Source organism: Pseudomonas sp. Sample_20, assembly GCF_004307585.1.
In the GTDB taxonomy this organism is placed as follows: domain Bacteria; phylum Pseudomonadota; class Gammaproteobacteria; order Pseudomonadales; family Pseudomonadaceae; genus Aquipseudomonas; species Aquipseudomonas atacamensis.
Window position 1 is genome coordinate 1 of record NZ_RCOA01000071.1, and the last position, 25,989, is coordinate 25,989.

A 25,989-nucleotide genomic window follows, 5' to 3' on the forward strand; every position below is an offset into this window, starting at 1 on the left:
ATGTTGACCTGCTCCGTACACCCACTGCCCTACCGCGCCAACCCCGCCGACTATTTCGCGGCCATTCGCAACGCACCCGGCGCCGTGCTGCTCGACAGCGGCCGGCCGAGCGCTGAACGCGGCCGTTATGACTTGCTCAGCGCCTGGCCGCTGGAACAACTGGCGGTGTTGCCGGACGAGAGCGGCGCGCATTTCCTCCAGCGCCTGCGTGACCACCTCAGCCGCTTGGGCGAAGCGCAGTTGCCCGCCGGGTACGAATTGCCGTTCGCCGGCGGACTGATCGGTTATCTGAGCTACGACTTCGGCCGGCATCTGGAAAACCTGCCGAGTCAGGCGCTGGATGACCTGCAACTGCCCGATGCGCGTTTTGGCCTGTACGACTGGGCGCTGATCAGTGATCACCACGCGCAAACCAGCCAATTGGTCTTTCATCCATCGCTTGTCGACAGTGAACGGCAGCGATTGGTCGCGCTGTTCACTCAGCCTCAAGTTGACGCGCTGGCGCCCTTCAAACTGAACGCCCCGATGGCCGCTGACCTCTCGGCCGACGACTACCGTCAGGCCTTCGAGCGTATTCAGGACTACATCCAGGCCGGCGACTGCTATCAGGTCAACTTCGCGCAACGCTTTCGTGCTGAATGCCAGGGCGATCCGTGGCTGGCTTACTGCGCTTTGCGTCAGGCCTGCCCGACGCCGTTCTCCGGGTTCCAGAGCCTGCCCGATGGCGGCGCGGTGCTGAGCCTGTCACCGGAACGTTTCGTCAGAGTCAGCCAGCGTCAGGTTGAAACCCGTCCGATCAAGGGCACCCGCCCTCGCGGCCTGACCCCAGCCGAGGACGCGGCCAACGCCGCCGAACTCTTGGCGAGCCCCAAGGACCGCGCAGAAAACCTGATGATCGTCGACCTGCTGCGCAACGACCTCGGGCGCACCTGCCGCATCGGCTCGGTGCGGGTGCCGGAGTTGTTCAGTCTGGAAAGCTATCCGAATGTGCATCACCTGGTCAGCAGCGTGACCGGTGAACTGGCGGCGGATCGTGATGCGCTGGACCTGATCGCTGGCAGCTTCCCCGGCGGCTCGATCACCGGCGCACCAAAGATTCGGGCGATGCAGATCATCGACGAGCTGGAACCGACGCGGCGCGGTCTGTATTGCGGCTCGTTACTGTATCTGGACGTGCGCGGCGAGATGGACAGCTCCATCGCCATTCGCAGTCTGCTGGTCAAGGATGGTCAGGTGTGCTGCTGGGGCGGCGGCGGGATCGTCGCCGATTCGGACTGGCAGGCGGAGTATCAGGAGTCGATGACCAAAGTGCGGATCCTGCTCGATACCCTGCAAAACCTCTGAAGCACCGCGAGCAGCCTCCCACACCGATCGTTCCCACGCTCCTGCGTGGGAATGCAGCCCGGGACGCTCCGCGTCCCATCCAAAGCCGAACGCGGAGCGTCCGTTGAGGCATTCCCACGCAGAGCGTGGGAACGATCATCAGGTAGCCAGGCTTACAGGCTGAGATCGCGGTTTGAGGCTTTGAGGAATTCCTGCTTCAGCTCTTCAAACGTATGCACCGCCGGGAACTGCGGAAACTCGCGAATCACGTTGTCCGGCGCGTGAAACAGAATCCCTGCGTCCGCCTCGCCGAGCATGGTCGTGTCGTTGTACGAATCACCCGCCGCGATCACCCGGTAGTACAGGCTCTTGAACGCCAGCACCGACTGGCGCTTGGGATCTTTCTGGCGCAGTTGATAGCCCGTCACCCGACCGCTTTCGTCAGTGATCAAGCGGTGGCAAAGCAGAGTCGGGAAGCCCAGCTGGCGCATCAACGGCTGCGAGAATTCATAAAAGGTGTCCGAGAGAATCACCACCTGGAAACGCTCGCGCAGCCAGTTGACGAACTCCACCGCACCATCCAGCGGTTTCAGCGTGGCGATCACTTCCTGAATGTCCGAGAGCTTGAGGCCGTGCTCGTCGAGGATGCGCAAACGCTGCTTCATCAATACGTCGTAATCGGGAATGTCCCGGGTGGTGGCCTTGAGGGAGTCGATTCCGGTTTTTTCGGCGAAGGCGATCCAGATTTCCGGTACCAGTACCCCTTCAAGATCCAGGCAAGCAATTTCCACAAGACACTCCCGTTTGTAGTGATTATTTGAGTCAAGCGAGGCCGAACTCTAGCGTCTGCACCAGACGCGCGCAACGCAGAGGACGCCCCGGCCCCGGCAGCTTTTTGTTACCATCGGCCCCCTATAGAGCGCCCGAGCGCCATTGACCTGTAGGAAGCCGCCCTGATGAGCCCAACGTTTGACGTCGTGGAACTCGCCACGACCTATGCCAACAAATCCGCCCAGGACATTCTCAAACTCGCCTTCGCCGAGTTCGGCGATGACTTGTGGATATCTTTCAGCGGCGCCGAGGACGTGGTGCTGGTGGACATGGCGTGGAAGCTGAACAAGAACGTCAAAGTGTTCAGCCTCGACACCGGCCGCCTGCATCCGGAGACCTACCGTTTCATCGAGCAGGTGCGCGAGCACTACAAGATCGATATTGAAATCGTCTCGCCGGACTACACGAAACTCGAACCGTTCGTGAAGGAAAAAGGCCTGTTCAGTTTCTACAAGGACGGCCACGGCGAATGCTGCGGCATCCGCAAGATCGAGCCGCTGCGCCGTAAGCTGTCCGACGTCAAAGCCTGGGCCACCGGCCAGCGCCGCGACCAGAGCCCGGGCACCCGCAGCGCTGTGGCGGTGCTGGAAATCGACACGGCGTTCTCGACACCGGAACGCACACTGTACAAGTTCAACCCGTTGGCGCAGATGACCAGCGAGGAGATCTGGGGTTACATCCGCATGCTCGAACTGCCCTACAACAGCCTGCACGAGCGCGGTTTCATCAGCATCGGCTGCGAACCCTGCACCCGCCCAGTGCTGCCGAACCAGCACGAGCGTGAAGGCCGCTGGTGGTGGGAAGAAGCCACGCAGAAAGAATGCGGGTTGCATGCGGGGAATATCATCAGCAAGAGCAAGGTTTGATCATTTGCTGAAATGAGTTCCCCTGTGGGAGCGAGCCTGCTCGCGAAAGCGCACTTCCAGTCAACGTTTCAGTTGCCTGATCCACCGCATTCGCGAGCAGGCTCGCTCCCACATTGATATGTGTCAGGCACACAAAAGGTGTACACAAGGTTGTCACCATCGGTGCCATTTATGTGTGCACTTTCAGTTCTTACGCCCTGAAAAGTTACACTCCCCAGCAGAATCCCCATCTGCTTGCCCCTCTGCAACTCCCTCCCCTGAAAAAAATTCCTGTCCAATCGATCAATTTATATCGCCGGTTTTTCAGCCACTTATGCCGCATTGATAACTATTCGAAATGAGCCCTGCCGCTTATAGATTGGCAACTGGCACAAATCTGGCTTTATCGCATACATGTTTTGTATACAAAACTGCAAAACATGCACACTTTCGATCCGCAAGCCTGAAGCGCCCTATCCCGTACAGGCTGCAGATGCCCCGTAACCAGTGATGTTTTCACCGCCGCGACGAAGATTTGTCGAGCCTGAGCGCTCATGCACAGTCATCGCGGTGGCGAACGTCAGGAGCCTGCCGGAATGCGTACAAGTCTTTCAAATAACATCGCGCTGAATCTGCCCTCCGCCACGCTCGATCAACCGTTGCCCGATGACGGACTGAGCGAGCCGCTGCAACTGAGCCCGCGTCTGCACAACAGCGATCTGGCGCCGACCAAAGCCGAAGGCCGGCGCTGGGGCCAGTACAGCATCTTCGCCCTGTGGACGAATGATGTGCACAACATCGCCAACTACTCGTTCGCCATCGGCCTGTATGCGTTGGGCCTGGGCGGCTGGCAGATTCTGTTGTCGCTGGGGATTGGCGCGGCGCTGGTGTACTTCTTCATGAACCTGTCCGGGTACATGGGGCAGAAAACCGGGGTGCCGTTTCCGGTGATCAGCCGGATCAGTTTCGGCATTCACGGTGCGCAAATTCCTGCATTGATCAGGGCGGTTATCGCCATCGCCTGGTTCGGTATTCAGACGTATCTCGCCTCAGTGGTATTCCGCGTCTTGCTGACTGCCGTGCATCCGGGCTTTGCCGAATACGATCACAACTCGATTCTCGGCCTGTCGACTCTGGGCTGGGTGTGCTTCGTTGCCATCTGGCTGGTGCAACTGGCGATCCTTGCCTACGGCATGGAGATGGTGCGCCGTTACGAGGCATTTGCCGGGCCGGTGATTCTGCTGACCGTTGCTGCCCTCGCCGGGTGGATGTACTTCCAGGCCAACGCGACCATTGCCTGGTCGATCCGCGAGCCGCTGACCGGTGGCGAGATGTGGCGCAACATCTTTGCCGGCGGCGCGTTGTGGCTGGCGATCTACGGCACGCTGATTCTCAATTTCTGCGACTTCGCCCGTTCTTCGCCGTGCCGCAAGACTATCAAGGTGGGAAATTTCTGGGGTTTGCCGGTGAACATTCTGGTATTCGCCGCGATTACCGTGCTGCTGTGTGGCGCGCAGTTTCAGATCAACGGGCGAATCATCGAAAGCCCGACCGAAATCATCGCCTCGATCCCCAACACATTCTTTCTGGTGCTCGGCTGCCTGGCTTTTCTGATCGTCACCGTCGCGGTGAACATCATGGCCAACTTCGTCGCCCCGGCGTTCGTCCTCAGCAACCTGGCGCCGAAGTACCTGACCTTCCGCCGCGCCGGATTGATCAGCGCGACCATCGCCGTGCTGATCCTGCCGTGGAACCTCTACAACAGCCCGCTGGTGATCGTGTATTTCCTGTCGGGCCTCGGCGCCCTGCTCGGCCCGTTGTACGGGGTGATCATGGTCGACTACTGGCTGATCCGCAAAGGCCGGATCAACGTGCCGCAGCTCTACAGCGAACACCCCAACGGCGCTTATTACTACAGCCGTGGCATCAATTTCCGCGCGGTGGCGGCGTTTATTCCGGCAGCGCTGATCGCCATCGTCCTGGCGCTGGTGCCCGGTTTCCACAGTGTTTCGCCGTTCTCCTGGCTCATCGGTGCCGGTATCGCCGGCATGCTTTACCTGATCATCGCCAAACGCCAGACGCATTACGCCGAAGTCAGCGGCGAGTGCATCGCTGTGGATAACGTCAGCCACTGATCCCTTCGCGGCCCGGTTTTCGGGCCGCACCACTGCCCGCAATAAGGATTTTCCATGCGTATTCTCGTGGTCAACGTCAACACCACCGAATCCATCACCGACGCCATCGCCCGCTCGGCGCAGGCCGTCGCTTCACCCGGCACCGAAATCGTCGGCCTGACGCCGTACTTCGGCGCCGAATCGATTGAAGGCAATTTCGAAAGTTACCTGGCGGCCATCGCCGTGATGGACCGAGTGATGGCCTATGACCAACCCTTCGATGCGGTGATTCAGGCCGGCTACGGCGAACATGGCCGCGAAGGCTTGCAGGAACTGCTCAACGTGCCAGTGGTAGATATCACTGATGCGGCGGCCAGCACCGCGATGTTTCTCGGCCATGCCTACTCGGTGGTGACCACACTGGATCGCACCGTGCCGCTGATCGAGGATCGGCTGAAATTGTCCGGCCTGTGGGATCGCTGTGCCTCGGTGCGCGCCAGTGGTCTGGCGGTTCTGGAGCTGGAACATGAACCGCAGCGCGCACTGGAAGCGATTGTGCATCAGGCCGAACTGGCGGTGACCCGGGACAAGGCCGAGGTGATTTGCCTGGGCTGCGGCGGCATGGCCGGGCTGGACGAGCAGATCCGCCGGCGCACCGGCGTGCCGGTGGTGGATGGCGTGACGGCGGCGGTGACGATTGCCGAATCGCTGGTGCGCTTGAAGTTGTCGACGTCCAAGGTGCGCACTTATGCGACGCCACGGCCGAAGAATATTATTGGCTGGGCGCAGCGCTTTGCTCGATAGACCGAGTTGCGTTTATCGCGAGCAGGCTCACTCCTACATTTGGAATGCGTTCCCCTGTGGGAGCGAGCCTGCTCGCGAATGCAAACGACTCGGTTCCAAGCCTTACTTAGATGGCACTAAACCGCCGCCCTAGTCCCTGCTCAGCAAACTGCTCAATCACAAAATCCACGAACGCCCGGGTCTTGCCCGGCAACAATTTGTGCTCGGCGTAATAGATCGAAATGTTGCCGTCATCGACAAACCAGTCCGGCAGCACCCGCTGCAGTGTCCCCGCCTGAAGATACGGCACCGCAAAGGGCATGCTCACCAGCGCAATGCCCAAACCTTGCATCGCCGTCGCGCACGCCGCCTCGGAATCACTCATGGTCATCCGCGCCCGCAATGTCAGCGGACTGTGTTGCTGATCGCGGTGAGTCAGTTGCCAGGAACGCACGCGCCCGGTCTGCGGTGAGCGAATCAGAATGCCGTCGTGTTGCCTGAGGTCATCGGGATGGCTGATCGGCGCATGTTTTTGCAGATAGTCCTCCGATGCCACCAACACCCGATGCGCCGGTGTCAGCCTGCGCGCAACCACGCCTTGTGGCAGTTCAAAGCCGCCACCAATCGCTGCGTCGAAGCCCTGTCCGATCAGGTCGACCTGGCGGTTATCGAAATGCCAGTCCGGGTTGATCGCCGGATAGCGCCGCAAGAACTCACCGAGCAGCGGCACGATATAGAGACGACCGAACACCGTACCCATGCTGACTTTCAGCGTGCCGGCGGGTTGCCCGCCGGCACTGGCCAGATTGGCCACGGCATTCTGGATGGTGGTCAGGCTGGCGCTGACTTCACTCAAAAACAGCTGCCCCGCTTCGGTCAGGGTCAGGCTGCGTGTACTACGCTGGAACAGCCGCACGCCAAGCCGCGCCTCCAGTTTCGCCACGCTTTTGCCGACCGCCGCCGGGGTCAGGCTCAAGCGTCGCGCGGCTTCGGCGAAGCTGCCGACTTCGGCGCTGCGCACAAAGCATTCGATACTGCTGAATGTTTCCATGATCGCCACTATAAACTTCTGGTTTACACAGACTATAGCAATCATGGTCTACCCGGTTGTCGATGCCAGGCCGATACTCGGCACCAACACCAAGGCATTCCGCCTTGAACACTTGGAGATCGAACATGACCACTCAACACCTCAGCGGCAAGGTCGCTCTGATTCAAGGCGGTTCGCGCGGCATCGGCGCAGCCATCGTCAAACGTCTGGCCGCTGAAGGCGCCGCCGTCGCTTTCACTTACGTCAGCTCCGCCGCCAAAGCCGAAGAACTACAGAACAGCATCACCGGCAACGGCGGCAAAGCCTTGGCGATCAAGGCTGACAGCGCCGACGCCAGCGCGATTCGCCACGCCGTCAGCGCCACCGTCGAAGCGTTTGGGCGCCTGGACATTCTGGTCAACAACGCCGGCGTGCTGGCCATCGCGCCGCTGGAAGACTTCAAACTGGAAGACTTCGATCAGACCCTGGCCATCAACGTGCGCAGCGTGTTCATTGCGTCCCAGGAAGCGGCGAAACACATGGGCGAAGGCTCGCGGATCATCAACATCGGCAGCACCAACGCCGACCGCATGCCCTTCGGCGGTGGCGGCGTGTACGCGATGAGCAAATCGGCACTGGTCGGCCTGACCAAAGGCCTGGCCCGCGACCTCGGCCCACGAGGCATCACCATCAACAACGTGCAACCTGGCCCGGTCGACACCGACATGAACCCGGCCCATGGCGAATTCGCCGACAGCCTGATCCCGCTGATGGCCGTCGGTCGTTACGGCACCGCCGAAGAAATCGCCAGCTTCGTCGCCTACCTGGCCGGACCGGAAGCCGGTTACATCACCGGTGCCAGCCTGACCATCGACGGTGGTTTCGGCGCCTGACAGACCGGCAAGAAAAAACGCCGCCCTTCTTTATAGCAAGGGCGGCGTTTTTGCGTGGACGGTCAAGCCAGTTCCAGCATCGGTAAGCCAAAGGCGCTGGGCCTGAAGTCTTTCAGCGAGCGGATAATGCCGTCAGCGTGAGCATATTTCTCGTCTGCCATTGCTGCGTCGGGGATGGCGATTGCGGTCATGCCTGCCGCTTTCGCTGCGGTGACGCCAAACGGCGAATCCTCGAACACCAGACAATCCTTGGGCGCAACGCCCAAACGCCGGGCGGCGGTGAGGAAAATATCCGGCGCCGGTTTGGCCGCGCCGACTTCCGGATCGTCCGCCGTGACGATGAAATCGAACAGCGCAAACCACTCACGGTGCAAGGTGGTTTTCTGCCCGAACGACTGGCGCGACGAACTGGTGCCCACCGCGATCGGGATGTTGTGCGCCTTGAGGTGACGCACCAGCGCTTCGGCCCCCGGCATCGCCTGCGCCTTGGGGAAACGCTCGCGCATCAGCGGCTCGCGAATCTGCAGGAATTCTTCCGGAGTGATCGGTAGTTCCAGCGCCTGCACCACGTAATTGGCCAGGTCATTGGCGCCGCGACCAATGATGTTTTGTTTGACGCTCCAGTCGAAGGTTTTCCCGTAGCGCCCCGCAATCAGCGAGGTGACCTCGGTGTAAATGCCTTCGGTGTCGAGCAGCAAACCGTCCATATCGAAAATCACGGCCTTGATCGGGCCGAACGTCTTCAGCGGTGCATTCATCATCGGATCCGTTAACAAAGACATCCCGGGCGACAGGCAGCGTGCCGCAACGCGGATCTGATTAATGGGTTCAGCAGCATAGCGAGGCCGGTGGACATTGAGCAACGGGCAATGCCATCGACGCCTTTTCGCATTTAGCGAAAACTCCTACAGACACTGCCTACTTCCCCGACTTCTTTCCTTTTTGATCCCCCGCAAAGTCCGCGCTCCCGTTTTTTCACATGCGCGAGCGACTGCGAATGTTTCAACCCGATCGGCTCCTGGCCCTGAACAACAGCATCGGACTGCTGGTGGTGGCCGCCCTGAATCCGAAGCAGCCAGATTTCGAAGCGCTGATCGACGAGTTCCGCCTGTGCCTGAACAACTACGATGCCTGGGCCGAGCAGTTCTGGACCGGGACCGCGCTGGACATCGAGCAGGTGTTCAAGGTTGGCAATGACGTACAACTGAGCGCGCCGATCACCTCGCACGCACCTGTCAGCTCATCGGTGGTCATGTGTCCGGCCAGCGGTCCGCTGACCCTGGTGCATTTGTTCGAAACCGCGCGCTTCGTGCCGATCGGCGACACCCCGGTGACCCTCGAACCGCTGCTCAGCGAAGTCGACGGCGTACAGACCTTCGGCGAACCACTGCGCCACACCATCGGCCCGAGCGGGATCCTCGAGGTGACCGATTGCGTGCGGAGCCAGCGCTACCGCGTCACCTTCTTTCCCGATGTTTCTACCGACCATGTCCGCGCCCTGTATGCCTCATATGAAGGCGTCATTGCCGGTCTTGAAGGCTGGCTGCGCAGCGAATGGACAGGCTTCCAACCGCAATGGACGGAGTTTTCCAGCGCCGGCTTTCTTGATCGTTACGGACAGTTGCAACGGGCCGATTGGCGCGGCCTGGAAAAAGCCCTGAATGGCGTCTGGGATGACATTCAGCAGCTGTTTGCCCTCCTCGCCGACCTCCAGGAACACAGCGCAAAGCTCCTCGAATACCTGAGCGAAGTCGAACTTGAGGCGCTGCTGGCGGCTTCCAGCGAGGCGATTGCCAACGCCTTGTTGATGCTCAGCGACGAGCCGTTGCTGTTCATTCATCTGGCCGCGTTCACCAGTTGGCTGAAGATGCTGCCGCCGCAATACCTCGCCGAAGTGGTGGCCGAAGTTCGCACCGAGTTGCTCATCAGTTTCCTGTTGATGCGCGTGGCGGGCGGTGCCGGCGTATCGCTGCGTTTGAGCAGCAAGGTCTTGGCCAAAATCAAGTCGCCTCGGGCGCGGGAATGGCTGGCCGCCTCAGCCTTGCGTCTGGCTGAGCTGACTTCGACACCGGAACTCAAACAGCACGCGAGCACGCTGAAGCCGCTGATGTTTCATGCCCGCGAAGTGGAGCTGAAGCCGACGCCATCGATTCCGCTGAACATTCGCCAGGCCGACGCGGTGGTGCTCAACGTGCCGAATCCGGCGCCGCTCGCGCGGGAAAAATCCCAAGGCATGGCGCGCCTTGAGCGCCACGAGCCACACGACGACGTCCCCGACCAAGCGAAAAACCCCAACGGCGATGCCGCCGATTGCGTGCCCAAAACCTGTACCAATGGCTGCCCGGTGTCGATGGTCACCGGCGAAGAACTGCTGACCCTGACCGACGCGGTGCTCGATGGCGTGCTGCCCTTCGAGTTCACCCGTTTGTACCGCAGCAGCGCGGTCGAGATCGACATCGGCCTGGGTTTCGGCTGGAGCCATACGCTGGCCCATCGCCTGTCCTTCGACGGCGATGGCGTGATCTGGATCGACCACGAGAACCGCCGCACCCGCTTTCCCCTGCCCAACGTCGCGCGCCCAGCGATTCACAACAGCCTGTCGCGGGCGGCGATCTTTCTCGGCGATGAGCCGGAAGAACTGATCCTCGCCCTGGCCGGTGACAGCGCGCGGTTCTATCACTTTCGCGCCGGACGACTGACCGCAATCAGCGATGTCTACGGTAATCGTCTGACCCTGCAACGCGATCGCTCCGACCGCATTCAGCGTCTGGACAACGGCGCCGGCCGCTCATTGCTGTTGCGTTATGACCGCGCGCAACTGGTGGCGGTCGATTACCAAGTTTTTGTTCAGGGCGAGTGGACCACCGAACAAAACCTTGCCACCTACAGCTTCGATGCGCGGCAACGCCTGCTGGTCGCGACCAACGCGGTGGGCGACAGCGAACGCTACGACTACGACGATCACCACGTCATCCTCCAGCGCCAGCTAACCGGCGGCGCGAGCTTCTTCTGGGAGTGGCAGCGCGAGGGCAAAGCCGCCCGCTGCGTGCGGCACTGGGCGTCGTTCTCGCAGATGAATACCCGTTACGTCTGGAACGATGACGACGCCAGCGTGACCGTGCATTACGTCGACGGCACCGAAGAAGTCTACGTCCACGACGAGCGCGCGCGGCTGGTGCGTCAGGTCGCGGCCGATGGCGGCGAGCAGCTCAAGGCCTATGACCAGCAGGGGCGCTTGATCGCCGAGCAGGATGCGTTGGGCGCGGTTACCGAATACCGCTACGACGAAGTCGGACGGCTGATCGCGCTGATTCCACCGGACGATGCACCAACGTCCTACGAGTACCGCAACGGTTTTCTCTACAAGCGTTGCCGAGGCGACGCGGTGTGGATCTATCGGCGCAACGCTGAAGGTGCCGTTACCGAAGCGGTCGATCCCGACGGCCAGGTCACCCATTACTACTACAACCTGCGCGGGCAATTGCTGTCGCTGCGTTATCCGGACAGCAGCCGCCACCGCTGGGTGTGGAACGAGCTCGGCCAGCTCATCGAAGAAACCCTGCCCGATGGCGGCGTGCGGCGTTTTTCCTACGATGCGCTGGGACGGCGGATTACCACCCAGGACGAATTCGGTGTTGTCAGTCGTCAGCAGTGGGACGCCGCCGGCCGACTGATCCTGACGACTTCTCCTACGGGCAGCACGCGCGCCTACAGCTACGGCGCCTACGGCCAGATCACCGCCGAACGCGATGAACTGGGGCGCATCACCCGCTATGAATATGACGATGATCTGCACCTGGTCTCGCGGCGCATCAACCCCGACGGCACCCGCGTGCAGTACCGCTACGACCATGCGCGGTTGCTGCTGACCGAGATTGAAAACGAATCGGGCGAAAAGTACCGACTGGATTACACGCCGACCGGATTGATCCGACAGGAAACCGGGTTTGATGGGCGCCGGACTGCGTATGCCTATGACCTCAATGGGCACCTGCTGGAAAAAACCGAGTTTGGTGATTTCGGTCCCAGTCTGGTCACCCGCTACGAGCGCGACGCGGCTGGAAGGTTGCGAGTCAAAACCCTGCCCGATGGGATCAAGGTCCACTACGACTACGACCGCCTCGGACGATTGATCGGTGTAGATGACGGCCAGAACCATCCGCTGGCCTTCGAGTACGACCGTCAGGACCGGCTGATCACCGAGCATCAGGGCTGGGGCACCTTGCGCTACGCCTATGACGCCTGCGGCCAGCTCAAACGCCTGCGCCTGCCGGACAACAGCAAGCTCGATTATCACTACGCCAAGGGCGGTGCGCTGTCGGCCATCGACCTGAATGGCACGCCGCTGACCCGGCATGTGTATCAGTCCGGTCGCGAGCAGCAACGCCAGCAAGGTCTGCTGCTCAGCGAATACTCCTACGACGATCAGGGCCGTTTGCTCGCCCACGCTGTAGGCCATCGCCACGCCTCGCTGTACCGCCGCGATTATGCCTACAGCGCCAACGGCAATCTCGAGCACATTGCCGACAGCCGCCACGGCCAGCGCACCTACGGCTACGACGCCCTCGACCGGTTGATCCGCGTACGTCACTCGCGCGACGAACTGCCCGAATCCTTCGCCCACGACCCGGCCGGCAACCTGCTGATGCAGGACCGCCCCGGCCCTGCGCAGATCAAGGGCAATCGCCTGCTGATGCAGGGCGACCGTCATTACGACTACGACGCCTTCGGCAACCTGATCCGCGAACGCCGAGGCCACGGCCAGACCCTGGTCACCGAATACCGCTACGACTGCCAGCACCGCCTGATCGGCCTGACCCGCCCCGACGGCCAGACCGCCACTTATCACTACGACGCCTTCGGCCGGCGCATCCGCAAAACAGTGGATGGCGCCGTCACCGAATTCTTCTGGCAAGGCGAACACCTCGTCGCCGAAAGCAGCGCCACGCAATACCGCAGCTTCCTCTACGAACCCGGCACCTTCCGCCCACTCGCGATGCTCGATGGCAAAGGCCCGAAAAAGGCCTGCCCCTTCTACTACCAACTCGACCACCTCGGCACCCCGCAGGAACTCACCGACTACAGCGGCGAAATCGTCTGGTCCGCGCAATACGACGCCTACGGCAAAGTCGCCGCCGTCACCCTCGCTGGCGAGGATTACCTCGACCAACCGCTGCGGTTTCAGGGGCAGTACTTCGACGTTGAAAGTGGGCTGCATTACAACCGTCATCGGTATTACGACCCTAGGTTAGGGCGGTATCTGACGCCGGATCCGGTGAAGCTCGCGGGTGGGTTGAATCAGTATCAGTACGTGCCGAATCCGACGGGGTGGGTGGATCCGTTGGGGTTGACGTCCAATTGCCCACCGCCGAATAAGCCTGGGTGTGAGGTTCCGGGGGCAAGTGATGGGGTTAAGGTTGATGATGGGGAGCCTGATGCACCAGCGCCTAAGAAAAAACAGGAATATCTGTACCGAGGAGACTCAAGAGACCCGTCCGATGTTTTTGTGAACGGATTCAAAAGCAAGGGAGACAGCGAGGACTTATTCCTCCACTCCATTGATAGCGATTTTCCTCCAAGCGGCTTTATCAGCACCTCCCCCTCTAGAGATGTGGGAAAAGAGTTTGCTACCAGCTTTTTTACAAAAACCGGGTTTCTTTATACTTTGAAGAGAGTCGAGGGCTATGATTTGAAGCAAGAATTAGGAAACCGATACAAATTTTCCCGAGAACAGGAATTCGCCGTTCCAAAAGTCATCAAAAATGAAGATATTCTAGGCGCCACGATAATTATTGATGATGGGCGTGACTTTGGTTACTCCATCCCGAATCCATATAGGAAAATTGACAAATGATTTCGGAGTTCAAAATTATCGTAGAAAAAAAATACGCAATCAAAGATGTAATTCTGATTTGCGACAGCGAGGAAATAAGCATAACCCTAAGCCTGGACGAACTATCGCCAAAAACATACACCGGCAAAAATTTTTATCACTGTTTCGGCTTAATCCGCAAGGACAACCCCCTAGTAACTTTCTTTTGCAAAGGCTCAAAGTTAAATGTTCACCCCTCGAGCTTATCATCACAAATGTCTCTTGGTTTAAAAGCTTATGAATTGACAAATGGAGCAGAACCATCACTGAAAGATGTGGTGTCGATATTTGACTACGAAAATGAAAACCTAACAAACTCACCAGAACTACAAAGAGAATTTTTCTTACAGTGGATGGGGACCTAGGGGCAGAAAGATATATTTTTTTGACGACAGAAATGATAAATGGCGCCCAAGTGAATTTTAAGAAAGACGCAAGCCGAGCCTTAACCAACACTACGTAAAGACGCTTTTTAGGTAGATCGACAGACTAAAAGAAAAATATGAATTACTGGAATGAGATACATGGCAGTAAACTCTTCAACATGGTCTTCAGCCGAAATGTACCTATCGGAGAGATTAAGCTCTTCACTCTAAACATAGACAATAATCTTTCAACACTGACTCTGGCATTTGACATCAGAGAAATTCCAGACACGCCTCCGAAGAAGTGGGAATCCATAGGATACAATGCTTGTCGCATAGGGATAACGTGCAGTGAAGTTACAAGCTTGACGACATCCAATCTCCCCACACGGGAAATACTTCAATTATCCATTAAAAATTTTGAGAGCGGGCACTTGGTTTGCATTGCATCAGAGACTTCCGAGATAAAATTCATTACGTCATCGTTGAGATTAAGAGAACCTAGCGTCTATTTAACAGTGTCACCTGTCTAAAATCACGCACTTAACACTCCACGCGCAGCGCCTGCAAGACCAAAAGCAATATCACCAACGCTAAAGCTATTACCGCCCCAAAGAGCATACCGCAATTTTTAAACAATAAAAAATGCAATCCAGCCAGCCAATTCATCGGACTAGATATTTTGCAAATTAGGAGAAAAGGATGAGTGATCAAACCTTGGATGCCCTGATAAATGACTTTATTGCTATGGTAGAGACAAGCACGCTGATATTTGAAGAAAAATTTGGTACTCGAGACATTCGAAGGCTTTGGCATACCAAGGCGATAAAGCGTCGCGGGAGAGTCACTCGAGGAGTTAAATATGAATTGCACGGCATTGGCTGCCGCATTAATTTATCGACAGGAACTGTAGATTTTGACTATGGGCCTAATGGTGAAATCAATGGGTTTGACATTTGCCGCTTATACTTCTTTGCTTGCGAAAGACCATCTAAATATAGAAAATACTGCGACAAAAAAATAATCGAAAAAGAATTCGCCGAATACATAGACCTAAAAAAAATCAAGAAAATCTCTTTAATTAGCAACTTATATATATGGACCAACTAAAAAGAAACCGAAAAGACCAAAACGCATAAAAAATCACCCTGACTTCGGCATCTACTTGTGAGACAAACACCAAAATTCACAATGTAAAAATCATTAGAAATATTGGAAAAACCATTTTCGAGACAAGAGCGAATGAAACATGTCATCCTAAAAAGACTCGATACCGATCGACTGGATAATAATAGAAAAACATGAGCAACAACATGATACGTCTCGAAGACTTGATCAAAGGCTTCCTCAGCAAAGTTGAAGAAGGAACAACGCTATTACAAGAAAAATTTGGTACTCGAAACATCCTAAGACTTTGGAGGAGCGGCAAAATAGAACGTTGCGGAGAAATCATCGATGGTGTTGAATATGAACTACACGGCATAGGCTGTGCTATTCATTTTCCCACTGACTCAGTGGACTTCGATTACGGTTCGAATAACAGGATCGATGGTTTTGATGAGTGGCGCCTTTACATATACGCCACCGACAGGCCTTTAAGATATAAAAAATACACTAACATGAAATTTCTTGAGCGTGAATTCAAGACCTATATAGATGCAGGCAGAATCAAAAAAATGTCGCCCTCCGATGACCTCTATGTATTAATCGACCCGCATGAAAACTCTGAAAACTAGACTTAGGCACCTACTGACTCAGGCCTTTATGCCAAAGTTCACCTCTTAAAAACCTCACTGTTCATCTCAATCCTCTGAAAGAAAAGAACAGCATGGCTCGCAAATGACTAAGAAATATCCCGCGCATATTGTGAAGATCGACCCAATCATTGAGGAAATGCTACTGCTCAGCATCAACGGTGTGACTGTGAGATGTTTCGCAGGCCACTGCCCGTCAGTCATCGAAGTAGGTGAGACCTACTCAGCCGAGTTCGAAATGGTGCTGCCGGACGAAATTGACATCGCAAAATGTGAAAACAGCGAAACATATGTCGAGATGCTTGACGACGGTTTCTCATGCGAGATCCAGGGGCGCTTAGAAGGCGATACGCTCAAGTCGTTCGTCGAATTTGCGGATCAAGATATCCACTTCGATTTTCCGCACCTCAATGGTCAGTTTGTAAAAATCAGAGCACAAAGAATCGACGTATCATTCTGAGGAACAGATTTTTCTGTAGGGCCTGCTGAGTCAGGCCCTTAAACCATCATTCAACACCTCAACCCCACCTCACTGCTCATCCCCATCCTCCTCATACTCCATATCCGCCTCATCCGCATCATTCAACGGCACCGTAGCATCATCCATCAGCGACCCCGGATCCTCATTTCCCGGATCATTGATAAATGGCAATCCACTCGGGCCCTTCTCTTCTTTGCCTTCGGTTTCAGGAGTCATGGCGCACCTCTTGCTCGTGTGGGATATATGACGTTCGAAAAGCCCTATCGCCAATCGTTCCTCCGCCTGACGGCCAGACACGAAAAACCCGGCGCCAGGCCGGGTTTTTCGTTGATCTATCAGCGATGTTTATTTTTGTGTTTGTTCTTGTGCTTGTGGCCGCCGGAATGAGATCCGCCGTCGTCGTCGCCAAGATTGTTACCTACCGCGCCGCCTGCTGCGCCGCCCAGGCCTGCGCCAATGGCGGAGCCGGTGGAGCCGCCGAGGCTGTTGCCGACGACCGAGCCGCCTGCTGCGCCAAGACCGCCGCCGATCGCGGCTTCGGTGCGGTTGCGTTTGTTCGCGCCGACGGCACTGCCCGCCGCGCCGCCAACACCAGCGCCGACCGCTGCGCCCGTGCTGCCGCCAAGTTGTCCGCCAACCACATTACCCAGCGCACCGCCGAGACCACCGCCTACGGCAGCGGTGCCGTCTCCGGCCGCCATCGCGCCCTGCGCCACGACCAATCCAAAAAACAGTGCAGATAATGACAATCGCATATGAACCTCGCAGTTCCCGAATCGGGACAGTCCGCCCAAGCGGGGCGTATGCAGATTGGAGATGATTTCGCACGAAACGTTCAGCCATGAAAAAGCCCGACATCGAGTCGGGCTTTTTCTGACAGGCCATCAGCCTCAGTGGCGCTTGTGACCTTTGCCCAGATTGCTGCCGACGGCACCGCCGGCCGCGCCGCCCAGACCTGCACCGATAGTGGCGCCGTTGCGGCCGCCCAAGCTGTTGCCGATCACCGAACCACCGGCCGCACCGACGCCGCCACCGATTGCTGCCTTGGTGCGGCTGCCCTTGCGTGCCGCGACGGCACTGCCTGCTGCGCCCGCGACGCCAGCGCCAATGGCGGCACCGGTGCTGCCGCCCATTTTCTGACCGACCACGTTACCCAGCGCGCCGCCCAGGCCACCGCCCAGCGCCGCGGTGCCGTCACCGGCAGCCATCGCACCTTGAGCAACCAGAAGGCCAAGAACCAGAGCAGGCAGTGTTAAACGCATGACGAAAACCTCAAATAAACGGGATGACGAAAAGGAGCGGGATTTAATGCCCTCGGCGCAGGAAAGTCCAGACGCCGGCGACAGCGTCGATTGGACCGCGATCAGGGAAAAGGTTTTATGCCGGGCAAAAAAAAGCCCGCTGGGGAGACGGGCTGGAGACTTGCTTTCTAACGGATGGCTTCACACTACGTTGGCCAACGTGAAAAGTTTGTGAAAAAAAACCGACATTAATGTCAACGCCCGCCCCCTCATTCTTGCGCACATAAAAAACCCCGTTCAGTGACGGGGTGCGGGATGAAATCACTTTCTGGTCCTTGTCGTGACCTTGGGCAGGAATTTCGCTTTCGGCCCTTTGGGGGCTGTGGATTTGATTTTGCCGATGCTGACCGGATCCTCGCCAAACCCCGACTGATACTCCGACTGACCGCAGCGCACACAGTTGTTGAATGAAAACTCAGCGCCATCATCTTCGATAAATGGACCTGACATAGACTCTCCCCTACGCAACCGGGCCGACACCGGCAAAACAGTTTTGCCTGGAAAATATCGTCCCTCAGCGTTTTTGAGACTAGCTGGTCACTACTGGACTTGCCGTCCAGAAAGGCTGATCACCGACGAATGGAAAAGAGTGTCGCAAACGATCATTCGCTAAAGATTTCCATCGAACGGCCGCTGCCCTGACTCCTACCAATGAATCTCAAGGAGAGATCATGCAGATCAATGGATTCCCGAACATGCCAGTCGTAAAACTCACGGACGAGCAGATCGCTGCCGGCAAGGCCGGTGCGGAAAAACTCAAGGAAAAGATCGCCTCGGGTGAAATCACCATCAAATACCCGGACAAACCGCTTCTGCAGCCGGGCGTCGTCTACCATCCCAGCGAGCCCGCACCATCGGCGCAGCCTGACGGGACACCGCCCCTCGTTGCCATCGATACACCGCTGACCTATGACTCAAGAGGCGCTGTGTTGCTCAAGCCACAAGGCTGATTGACGCGAAAAAAGCCCATTCCTCGTGCGAGTGGGCTTTGTCTTCATAGCAATAATCAGCGCAGCTTCACCGCCGTTCCGGTGACAAACACCACGACCATGCCACCCTTGCCTGCCGGCATGCTGATCTCGAAGTCCACGCCGACCACCGCGTCAGCCTGCAATGCCCGCGCTCGATCTTTCAGTTCGTCGGTGGCCTGAATGCGTGCTTCTTTAAGAGCCCGCTCCAACGTCTGCGAGCGCCCGCCAAAGAAGTCGCGCATGCCGGCGAACATATCGCGGATCACGTTGACCCCTTGCACAGACTCGGCGCTGACAATGTCCAGATAGGCCGTGATCTGCCGCCCCTCGACGGAATGAGTGGTGGAAATGATCATGAAAGTCGTCCTTTTACTGCAAAAGTGAAGGCGGCGATTGTAGCGCGGCACCAGGCCTGGCACCCGTGCCTCAATTGGATTTAACGACCCACAATTGATCCAGCTTCGTCGTAAAACTCGAGCTCATCATCTCCCGCCGCATGCCCCAGGCCGGATCAGCCGGCACACTCCCCGCTCGCAACGTTCCATGCCCCCAGCGTCGATTAATCTGGTCCAGCACCCCCATCACCTTCTCCGCCGTCTGCGGTTGCGACTGGGCAAACAAGTCGTCGGTAAACTCTCCGGGCTGCCGAAGATCCATCAATAACACTTCAGCCTTGCTGTACTTGAAGCCCGGCCGGAACAATCGATCAACCGCCTCGCTCGCCACCTTGCTCAGCAATCGCACATCATTGGTCGGATAAGGCAACTCGATCAGCGCGCCGTTGGCGTACTTGGCCTCCTCGGGATTGAACATGCCGGTGCGGATACTCACGCGGATCTTCTTGCACAGCGAATTCTGCGCGCGCAGCTTTTCCGCCGCTCGGTGCACATAAGTCGCCACGGCTTCCTTGATCGGTTCGATGGTAGTCAAACGGTTACCAAACATGCGGCTGCTGCAAATTTCCTGCTTCGGCGGTTCTGTTTCCGACAGTTCCAGACAGGATGTGCCACCCAGTTCGCGCGCGGTCTTCTCGATCACCACGCTGAACTTGCGCCGCAGTGTCCACGGATCGGCCTTCGCCAGGTCCATCGCGCTTCTGATCTGCATGCTTTCCAGATGAGCTTTCATCCGCCGCCCGACGCCCCACACTTCACCGACATCGGTATTGCGCAGCACCCAGTCGCGTTTGGACGGATCGCAGATGTCGACCACGCCGCCGGTATGCGCTTGCAAGCGTTTGGCAGTGTGGTTGGCGAGCTTGGCCAGCGTTTTCGTGGGGGCAATGCCGACGCCGACCGGGATGCCGGTGCGCTTATAAACAGCAGAGCGGATGGTGCGGCCAAACGCGGTCAGGTCCCCAGGGATGCCGCTGAGATCGGCGAACGCCTCATCAATGCTGTACACCTCGACGGCCGGCACCATGGATTCGATGATCGTCATCACCCGCTCGCTCATGTCGCCGTACAAGGCGTAATTACTGCTGAACACCTGAATGCCATGGCGGCGCAAATCATCGCGAATCTGGAAATACGGCGCGCCCATTTTCACAAAGGGCTTGGCGTCATAACTGCGCGCAATCACGCAGCCATCGTTATTGCTCAGCACGACAATCGGCGTCTTCGCCAGATCGGGCCGGAACACTCGCTCACAGCTGGCATAGAAGCTGTTGCAATCGATCAGCGCGAAGACCTGCTCACGGTTTGCCATGGTCGCGCACGCTGTAAGTGACCACGCCCCAGATCACCAACTCATCCCCTTCCATCACGTAGCGAGGCGGGTATTTGCTGTTGGCCGAAAGAAGGATGACGGTGTTGTCGCGCATGTGCAGGCGCTTGCAGATGGGTTCGGAGTTGAGACCGGCGATGACGATATCGCCGTGCTCGGCATTCAGGCTGCGATCGACGATCACCAGATCACCGCAAAATATCCCGGCGTCCTGCATGCTTTCGCCTTCGATCTTCGCCAGATAAACGTGCGGCGCACGAATATCAAAAACCTCGTCCAGAGAGATGTGCTTTTCAATGTGATCAGCCGCAGGCGAAGGAAAACCGGCGGGAATCCGAAACGAATACAGCGCAAGCTTTTCGCCCGCGCCTGACAAAGGGCCGAGGATGGTGACGCTCATGATACGAACCTGATAGTGAATTTACTGTATGCGCATACAGTAAACTCGGGACGGTTCGGAGGGTCAATGAGGCGTGTAGGAGATTTCGACGGGTGACAGGGTTTTGTATAGCTTCTACTGAGAGCCAGATTTCGCCACTACGCGTGGACCTCACGATCGAGCACGTCTGCAACCCATTGATTGATGCTCTTATGGGCTAGCTGCGCCTTTACAGCGACCGTCGCATGCAGCGCTGGCGCCAAGCGCAGGCTGAGATTCCCCGAATAGGGTTTCTGCGGTGCGCGACCGAGCCTGGCGCAGGTATCGAGATAATCAGTCACGGCCTCCTGGAACGCGTTCCGCAGCTCTGCGACCGACTCACCATGGAATCCGACGACGTCCTTGATACCGGCGATATGGCCGACGAAGAGGCCGTCTTCGTCACTGTATTCAATACGGGCGGCATAGCCGTTGTAGTTCATTACGTTCACGGGATGACTCCTGCTTGCTCAAGAAAAGCCCGAGCGTCGCGCACCTGATAGGGCTTTGCTTCTTTGTCTGGGTGGGGCCGGTGAAAAGTCACGACCACACCGTTCAATTCAAAGCGCACTCTTGAACCATTGCCTTCAATGGTCTGGGCGCCCACTGCGCCGAAGAGCGATTCCATACGCACCCACTCCAAGTTATTCGGGACCGGCCTTGAAAAAATAGCTTTGAGCGTGCCGCGCTGTTTGTTGTTCATGGTATTAGATCATGATACCGCGATGGTAGGGCAACTGGGGCAAACCGCAATTACGAGGAGAAAGCCTGCTTTCTGCGGGAAACGTATTTCCTGATGAAGCCGCTGCAGACTGGTACGGCATCAGGATAACGAGAGACTCAATGCGCGGTTGTAGGCAAATTCTCGGAGTTGTGTGAGGAAGAGCGACTTTTCCGTTTCCGACAGGCAGAGTTCTTTTCCGAGTACCAGAATTGGGGAACCGCGATATAGCACAGATATTTTGGCGAGAAAAAGGTGAGGGAGCTGTGCTCTTGGCGCACCATCCAAGACACAAAAAAACCGACACTGAGTCGGGTTCGTTTTATTAGTCGTTTTTTGGCTTCCAGAAACGCAAAACCCCTGAAAACTTTAACGTTTTCAGGGGTTTTGTCGTTTCAAATTTGGCGGTGAAGGAGAGATTCGAAACTACCCGTTCGCGATTTTCGGAACCAAGCCGCCCGGTTTATAAGGGCTGTAGAGGAGCGAGACTTTCAAACTCAGTCCCATGCCAGTCCCAGGAGTTTTGCGCACCAGGTAGCAGAACAGGGTCGCGAAGGCCGTTTCGACGTTTCATGTTGAGCCATGGGAAAAAGGTAATTTTGGTAACGCAGCATGAGGCGACCTCTGGAAGCCTTGAAAATCGAGACGTTGAGAGAATTCCGTATAGGTAATAATTTGGTAAGTATGAGGTTAGAAAATTACCTTTTCTATGAGTAATCCCTGATAGCCCTTAAACCCAGTAAAATCGGGCACTTCAGAAAATATTACCCTCACTCTTACCTAAAATTACCCTTTGAGGTAATGACTGAAAGCCAAGCATCATAAGGGCTGAAGTCCTCTTTCACCCCTCGCTTACCAAAATTACCCTTTTCCCACCCCACGTTTGAAAATATCCATACGGCAAATCCCAAGCAGCCGCTCGGGTCCAACTAGGAGCACTCTCGCTGCTATGCTGGTTTTTTTCAAATGGAGCAGTACCAATGTTAAGAGAAGATGCTTTACCCGGAAGCTCGATGCGTGAGGTGTCCCATGTGTTCCAGCGCGCGTATCAGAAATACGCGCTCATCGGTTCGTCCTTCATCCCCATTCAAAGGATCCCAGCATGTTCAGTTACGGCTTCTTTGTCAGATCTTGAACGAGCTTCACCAGCGAGCCAGCCAGCTCCACTAGATTCGACGGGACAGGCTCATGCTTCTCTGGCACGTCATTCTGTCCAAAATATCGTGTAGCAAACTCACGTTTCACGTCGTTCCGGTCTTGATCAGACAGGGTGGCCAGGAATGGGTCGATCGAGGCAATTTCTAATTCCGCTTTACGCATATTTCTTTCTGTTTTTTGATGCTGGCTAACTCGAAGTGCGGCGAATCCGGATAACAATACGAAAGGAGTAGATATTAGGAATTGTCTAATGACAGACGGTAATGTGAGTTCTTTATCGTAGGTAAAGCCAAAAAACACGCAGCCAGTTATTATCCAGATAGACATCGCAACTACCGCGACGATGCTCCAAATGAATGCTCTTTTTTGTTCTTCGTTAGCTGTTTTTTGAAATCCGTACGCCATGCCAGTATTGGTTATTATGCCAACGAGTTTTTGGCAGTGCTCCTTTTGAGACTTTATGAGATCTAACGCAGACTGTGCAGCGCCCGTTAATTCATCAATCGCATCAGCGTGTTTTTTTTTGGCCGATGCTATAATCTGTGAAAACTCCTCATTATTTTGGTTTTTGAGTGACTCAAATGCCTGCTGTCGACCTTCCTCACTTGCAGCCCCAGCTACCAGTCTTGCCTGCTCTGACGAAGAAAATTCATTCTGTCTTGCTTGTTGAGATTCGGAAAATTGCTGTTGGTAGGTAGTAATTGCTATGTCTAAGCGCTGTTTTTGAGTATTGATATCTACTGCGGCGTCAGAAATTTTTTGCTGTAAATCTTCCTGTATTTTGTGCAGTTCGGTGCTTTCAGATCGTACTGATTTTAACAGTTTCGAAATGGATGATCGGAATTCAGTCGCTGACTGAATCATGCTGTCAATACCGTCGTGGGTTAGTAGCGGTATTTGTGTCGTTAATACACAGCAGGTTTCGAGTTCATTTATAGCATTAATCCAGTGCCCGAAATTTAGGTTCTGTGCGTAGTTAGTGATATTGTGATGCGCCGTTTGCAGTGAGTTATGAATATTGTTAAGCACTGTCAGCGAAGTTAATAACGGGTCGGCTTGGGCAATGCGAAGCTTGATAAAGTGAACTATTGCTTTTGCTTTTTCGATAGCCTCTATTACCTCTAGGTCTTCCTTGTCGTTAGCGCTAAGAGCTTCGAGGGTTCTATTCAAAGCATCTAATATGCTAAATACTGCATGATCCGCGATTTTTTCTATCCAGATACTCATACCTAATCCTTGTATTCAGCTAACCCTATTGACTGGAGGGTCAGAGGTGGCGTTGTGATGGCATTTACTACCTTGGTTCTTAGCCTAGGTAAAGTTTTTTCTCAGAGATTTTGTGAGCGGTTGTCGCGAATCGTCGTCTGAAGCTTCTTGAAATCTTTTAAAGGCGGTGGCCATACAAAACACAGGCTTTAGCCTATGATTTCTGCGGCTCAGAGATTTTAACCAAAGCGAAAATTGTCACCCTCCTTCGAAAAAAAAGCACCGAATGGGCAAATTTCTCGCGGCTAGTGCAATGAATTCGGGGATCTGGTTGCACTGGGGCATGACTATGCGCCGTCGCAAGATCAGTACGCGGGGTTTCACTACTTTGCAAAAGTCCGCAAATGTGGAGATGGGGAGTTTCCCGTAGGCCCTCATACGCGCTTTACGCTATACATCGTTTGCACACTCACCTGTATTTCAAAAAAGCGCGTCCTGTAGCCCGCCGGCGGGAGGGGGATAAGTGCTTTTTCGGAGGTTTTTTTTGCGTCGAGGATGTGTTTTTGATTGACCCCATGGCATCGTGTATCGGGACAGAAAATGGAGCACGAAAATGAGGGACTTGGGTACGGCTGGGGAGAAATATTTCGGTGTGCTTTGCGCCGGGGCTGGAATGGCTGCTAACAAATCAGAAACCGACATCAATGGTTGGGATCTGTTCGTAGAGATCGATAAATCATCAAATGCATTCGACCGGCTTTCTATGCATGAAGGATTAATCGAAACGAAAGTCCAAGTAAAGTCTACCGATGGTGACAGCAAGTCGGTGGATGTGGAACTATCGAATCTAAAAAAAATGGCCACCAGCTCGCTACCTTGCTTTTACGTCCTTCTCGAGTTTGGAGGCGGAGACGTTCCTTTAAAAGGTTACTTACGTCACTTTGACAACGACCTAATAAATAAAACACTTCACCGAATCTCTGATGAATACGCAAAAGACCCAAAGGTAAAACTTAACAAAAAGAAGATGCGACTAAACTTTCAAGACGAAATCAAACCTCTCTCAGCCTCAACAGTAAAAGAGATGTTAACGCAACACATTGGTTCTTCGTACTTGGATTATATCGAGAAAAAAAGTGAATACCTAAAGACAGTAGGATTTGAAGATGGCACTCATCGAATCAAATTCACAATAGTCGGAGACGAGAAATTAAGTAAACTGATCGACATTTCTTTAGGAAAAAAGAACTCGATTGAGGTTCAAGAAATCCATGGATCATCACTTCGATTTGGCATCTTGTCAGAAAGGAAGGATCTTACTAGCGACACGGCCATACTTACTATGCCGGATGTTACTCCGACAGACAGAGGTTTTGTATCGTTCAAAGACAAGTCGAATGGGCGCACTTTGAAGTTCCCTGTGGACGTTTATAGCAGCCCGCTCAACTCTTGGATTCCAAAACACCTCAGAAAAATAAGAATGGACGGCAAGCTCTTTGATTTCAATATTCTAGACCAAGCAAAATCTTTCAATATCTCCATGAACATTCATCTGCTTGAGACATTCGAAGTAGAGGAGTCTGTTAGATTATTCAAGCTAACTCATATGCTAGCTAGACCACAAAATATCGATCTAACATTCGAGTTTCAAGGCTCCTCAACAACGGCTCGTTTGAATTCGGGCGAAGGTTTTCCTGAGCAGTCTCATGCGATAGAAGCTTTGGAAAAGATAGTAAAAATAAAACAATACTTTGAGGTCGACACGCCCCTTCACTTTAGCTCAACAGATATTAATAACGCTCGCAATAAATTGAAAAAACTAATACATATAGTTGAAGGCGCGCCAGAAATATTTAGGCTGAATTTTTCGTCAGAAACCGAAATCAACAGCTCAACAGAACTAGAGTGCTTTCACATTCTTTCATTTCAAGTTGGCCGATATGTATTTTTAGAACTAGCTCTTTTTGCAGGGAACGCAGAGAAAGGTCAGGACGACCAATACAACTTTACACCAACATCGAGAAATTCGTTTTACAGAACCATGTTCGAGGCGGGCGTAGATTTGAAAACTCTAGAACAGGAAATCTCGAAAATAATCGATGATTACGACTCTCCACGCTTGGTAATGAACTTTGTACCCGGCTTTTTCACAAGCGCACAGAGCTGACTGCGCAACATCGACGGGTTATAACTGATAT

The 25,989-nt window shown here is 55.2% G+C and carries 25 protein-coding genes; 12 read left to right on the forward strand and 13 right to left on the reverse strand.

Going from position 1 to position 25,989, the window contains the following annotated elements:
* On the forward strand, positions 1-1,344 hold a 1,344-nt coding region (gene pabB / locus D8U70_RS15250), incomplete at its 5' end, for an aminodeoxychorismate synthase component I (protein WP_130929213.1).
* Between the two features lie 152 nt (positions 1,345-1,496).
* Here pabB and thrH read toward each other — a convergent pair.
* Positions 1,497-2,114 (reverse strand): bifunctional phosphoserine phosphatase/homoserine phosphotransferase ThrH, encoded by a 618-nt coding sequence (thrH, locus tag D8U70_RS15255; protein ID WP_122747089.1) that lies wholly within the window; start codon positions 2,112-2,114, stop codon positions 1,497-1,499.
* A gap of 165 nt (positions 2,115-2,279) precedes the next feature.
* Between thrH and D8U70_RS15260 the strand changes: the two genes are divergently transcribed.
* The 3 genes from D8U70_RS15260 (at position 2,280) to D8U70_RS15275 (ending at position 5,917) form a co-directional block, all read left to right on the forward strand.
* On the forward strand, positions 2,280-3,020 hold the full coding sequence (locus tag D8U70_RS15260; protein ID WP_041479156.1) for a phosphoadenylyl-sulfate reductase: 741 nt from the start codon (positions 2,280-2,282) through the stop codon (positions 3,018-3,020).
* 575 nt (positions 3,021-3,595) lie between these two features.
* Positions 3,596-5,134, forward strand: coding sequence for an NCS1 family nucleobase:cation symporter-1 (locus tag D8U70_RS15270; RefSeq protein ID WP_130929214.1), 1,539 nt, complete (start codon positions 3,596-3,598; stop codon positions 5,132-5,134).
* Positions 5,135-5,188: 54 nt separating this feature from the next.
* Positions 5,189-5,917 (forward strand): aspartate/glutamate racemase family protein, encoded by a 729-nt coding sequence (locus D8U70_RS15275; RefSeq protein ID WP_130929215.1) that lies wholly within the window; start codon positions 5,189-5,191, stop codon positions 5,915-5,917.
* A gap of 106 nt (positions 5,918-6,023) precedes the next feature.
* Here the strand turns inward: D8U70_RS15275 and D8U70_RS15280 are convergent, their stop codons facing one another.
* Positions 6,024-6,947 carry a LysR family transcriptional regulator gene (locus D8U70_RS15280; protein WP_073473947.1) on the reverse strand — a complete coding sequence of 308 codons (924 nt, stop codon included), beginning with the start codon at positions 6,945-6,947 and terminating at the stop codon, positions 6,024-6,026.
* A gap of 125 nt (positions 6,948-7,072) precedes the next feature.
* Between D8U70_RS15280 and D8U70_RS15285 the strand changes: the two genes are divergently transcribed.
* Positions 7,073-7,819, forward strand: coding sequence for a 3-oxoacyl-ACP reductase family protein (locus D8U70_RS15285; RefSeq protein ID WP_073473945.1), 747 nt, complete (start codon positions 7,073-7,075; stop codon positions 7,817-7,819).
* Between the two features lie 62 nt (positions 7,820-7,881).
* Here D8U70_RS15285 and D8U70_RS15290 read toward each other — a convergent pair whose 3' ends face one another.
* Positions 7,882-8,577 carry an HAD-IA family hydrolase gene (locus D8U70_RS15290; protein ID WP_024012290.1) on the reverse strand — a complete coding sequence of 232 codons (696 nt, stop codon included), beginning with the start codon at positions 8,575-8,577 and terminating at the stop codon, positions 7,882-7,884.
* 239 nt (positions 8,578-8,816) lie between these two features.
* Between D8U70_RS15290 and D8U70_RS15295 the strand changes: the two genes are divergently transcribed.
* The 5 genes from D8U70_RS15295 to D8U70_RS15320 all read left to right on the forward strand — a co-directional run bounded on the left by D8U70_RS15295 (position 8,817) and on the right by D8U70_RS15320 (position 16,270).
* Positions 8,817-13,673, forward strand: a complete 4,857-nt coding sequence (locus D8U70_RS15295) for an RHS repeat-associated core domain-containing protein (protein ID WP_130929216.1) — start codon at positions 8,817-8,819, stop codon at positions 13,671-13,673.
* Positions 13,670-14,056: a hypothetical protein gene (locus D8U70_RS15300; protein WP_073473938.1), complete on the forward strand. Its 387-nt coding sequence runs from the start codon at positions 13,670-13,672 to the stop codon at positions 14,054-14,056. Before D8U70_RS15295 ends, D8U70_RS15300 begins: the two co-directional genes overlap by 4 nt.
* A gap of 702 nt (positions 14,057-14,758) precedes the next feature.
* Positions 14,759-15,166, forward strand: coding sequence for a hypothetical protein (locus D8U70_RS15310; RefSeq protein WP_073473934.1), 408 nt, complete (start codon positions 14,759-14,761; stop codon positions 15,164-15,166).
* A gap of 203 nt (positions 15,167-15,369) precedes the next feature.
* On the forward strand, positions 15,370-15,792 hold the full coding sequence (locus D8U70_RS15315; protein ID WP_232245580.1) for a hypothetical protein: 423 nt from the start codon (positions 15,370-15,372) through the stop codon (positions 15,790-15,792).
* Between the two features lie 103 nt (positions 15,793-15,895).
* The gene (locus D8U70_RS15320; protein ID WP_016773806.1) at positions 15,896-16,270 is read left to right on the forward strand and encodes a hypothetical protein; all 375 of its coding nucleotides are present in this window, start codon (positions 15,896-15,898) and stop codon (positions 16,268-16,270) included.
* A 69-nt stretch (positions 16,271-16,339) separates the two neighbouring features.
* Here the strand turns inward: D8U70_RS15320 and D8U70_RS27735 are convergent, their stop codons facing one another.
* The 4 genes from D8U70_RS27735 to D8U70_RS15335 form a co-directional block, all read right to left on the reverse strand.
* Positions 16,340-16,507: a hypothetical protein gene (locus D8U70_RS27735; protein ID WP_016773805.1), complete on the reverse strand. Its 168-nt coding sequence runs from the start codon at positions 16,505-16,507 to the stop codon at positions 16,340-16,342.
* Between the two features lie 119 nt (positions 16,508-16,626).
* Positions 16,627-17,046: a YMGG-like glycine zipper-containing protein gene (locus tag D8U70_RS15325; protein ID WP_024012287.1), complete on the reverse strand. Its 420-nt coding sequence runs from the start codon at positions 17,044-17,046 to the stop codon at positions 16,627-16,629.
* 135 nt (positions 17,047-17,181) lie between these two features.
* Entirely contained in the window at positions 17,182-17,553 is a 372-nt protein-coding gene (locus tag D8U70_RS15330; RefSeq protein WP_016773803.1) for a hypothetical protein, read from the reverse strand.
* A 300-nt stretch (positions 17,554-17,853) separates the two neighbouring features.
* Entirely contained in the window at positions 17,854-18,042 is a 189-nt protein-coding gene (locus D8U70_RS15335) for a hypothetical protein (RefSeq protein ID WP_122698972.1), read from the reverse strand.
* 221 nt (positions 18,043-18,263) lie between these two features.
* Between D8U70_RS15335 and D8U70_RS15340 the strand changes: the two genes are divergently transcribed.
* Positions 18,264-18,542, forward strand: coding sequence for a hypothetical protein (locus tag D8U70_RS15340; protein ID WP_056784095.1), 279 nt, complete (start codon positions 18,264-18,266; stop codon positions 18,540-18,542).
* 56 nt (positions 18,543-18,598) lie between these two features.
* On the opposite strand, the gene D8U70_RS15345 is transcribed toward D8U70_RS15340, so the two are convergent.
* The 6 genes from D8U70_RS15345 to D8U70_RS15370 form a co-directional block, all read right to left on the reverse strand.
* Positions 18,599-18,919 (reverse strand): YbjQ family protein, encoded by a 321-nt coding sequence (locus D8U70_RS15345; RefSeq protein ID WP_016773801.1) that lies wholly within the window; start codon positions 18,917-18,919, stop codon positions 18,599-18,601.
* A 70-nt stretch (positions 18,920-18,989) separates the two neighbouring features.
* Positions 18,990-20,270, reverse strand: a complete 1,281-nt coding sequence (locus D8U70_RS15350; RefSeq protein WP_122612029.1) for a Y-family DNA polymerase — start codon at positions 20,268-20,270, stop codon at positions 18,990-18,992.
* Entirely contained in the window at positions 20,257-20,688 is a 432-nt protein-coding gene (gene umuD, locus D8U70_RS15355) for a translesion error-prone DNA polymerase V autoproteolytic subunit (RefSeq protein WP_071171561.1), read from the reverse strand. Before umuD ends, D8U70_RS15350 begins: the two co-directional genes overlap by 14 nt.
* A gap of 137 nt (positions 20,689-20,825) precedes the next feature.
* Entirely contained in the window at positions 20,826-21,158 is a 333-nt protein-coding gene (locus tag D8U70_RS15360; protein ID WP_071171560.1) for a type II toxin-antitoxin system HicB family antitoxin, read from the reverse strand.
* Positions 21,155-21,409, reverse strand: coding sequence for a type II toxin-antitoxin system HicA family toxin (locus D8U70_RS15365; RefSeq protein ID WP_071171559.1), 255 nt, complete (start codon positions 21,407-21,409; stop codon positions 21,155-21,157). The genes D8U70_RS15360 and D8U70_RS15365 overlap by 4 nt, the downstream gene beginning before the upstream one ends.
* Before the next feature lie 1,128 nt (positions 21,410-22,537).
* Complete coding sequence (locus tag D8U70_RS15370; RefSeq protein WP_130929217.1) at positions 22,538-23,812, reverse strand: hypothetical protein; 1,275 nt, start codon at positions 23,810-23,812, stop codon at positions 22,538-22,540.
* Between the two features lie 592 nt (positions 23,813-24,404).
* Here D8U70_RS15370 and D8U70_RS15375 point away from each other — a divergent pair.
* Entirely contained in the window at positions 24,405-25,958 is a 1,554-nt protein-coding gene (locus D8U70_RS15375; RefSeq protein ID WP_130929218.1) for a hypothetical protein, read from the forward strand.
* Positions 25,959-25,989 lie beyond the last annotated feature (31 nt).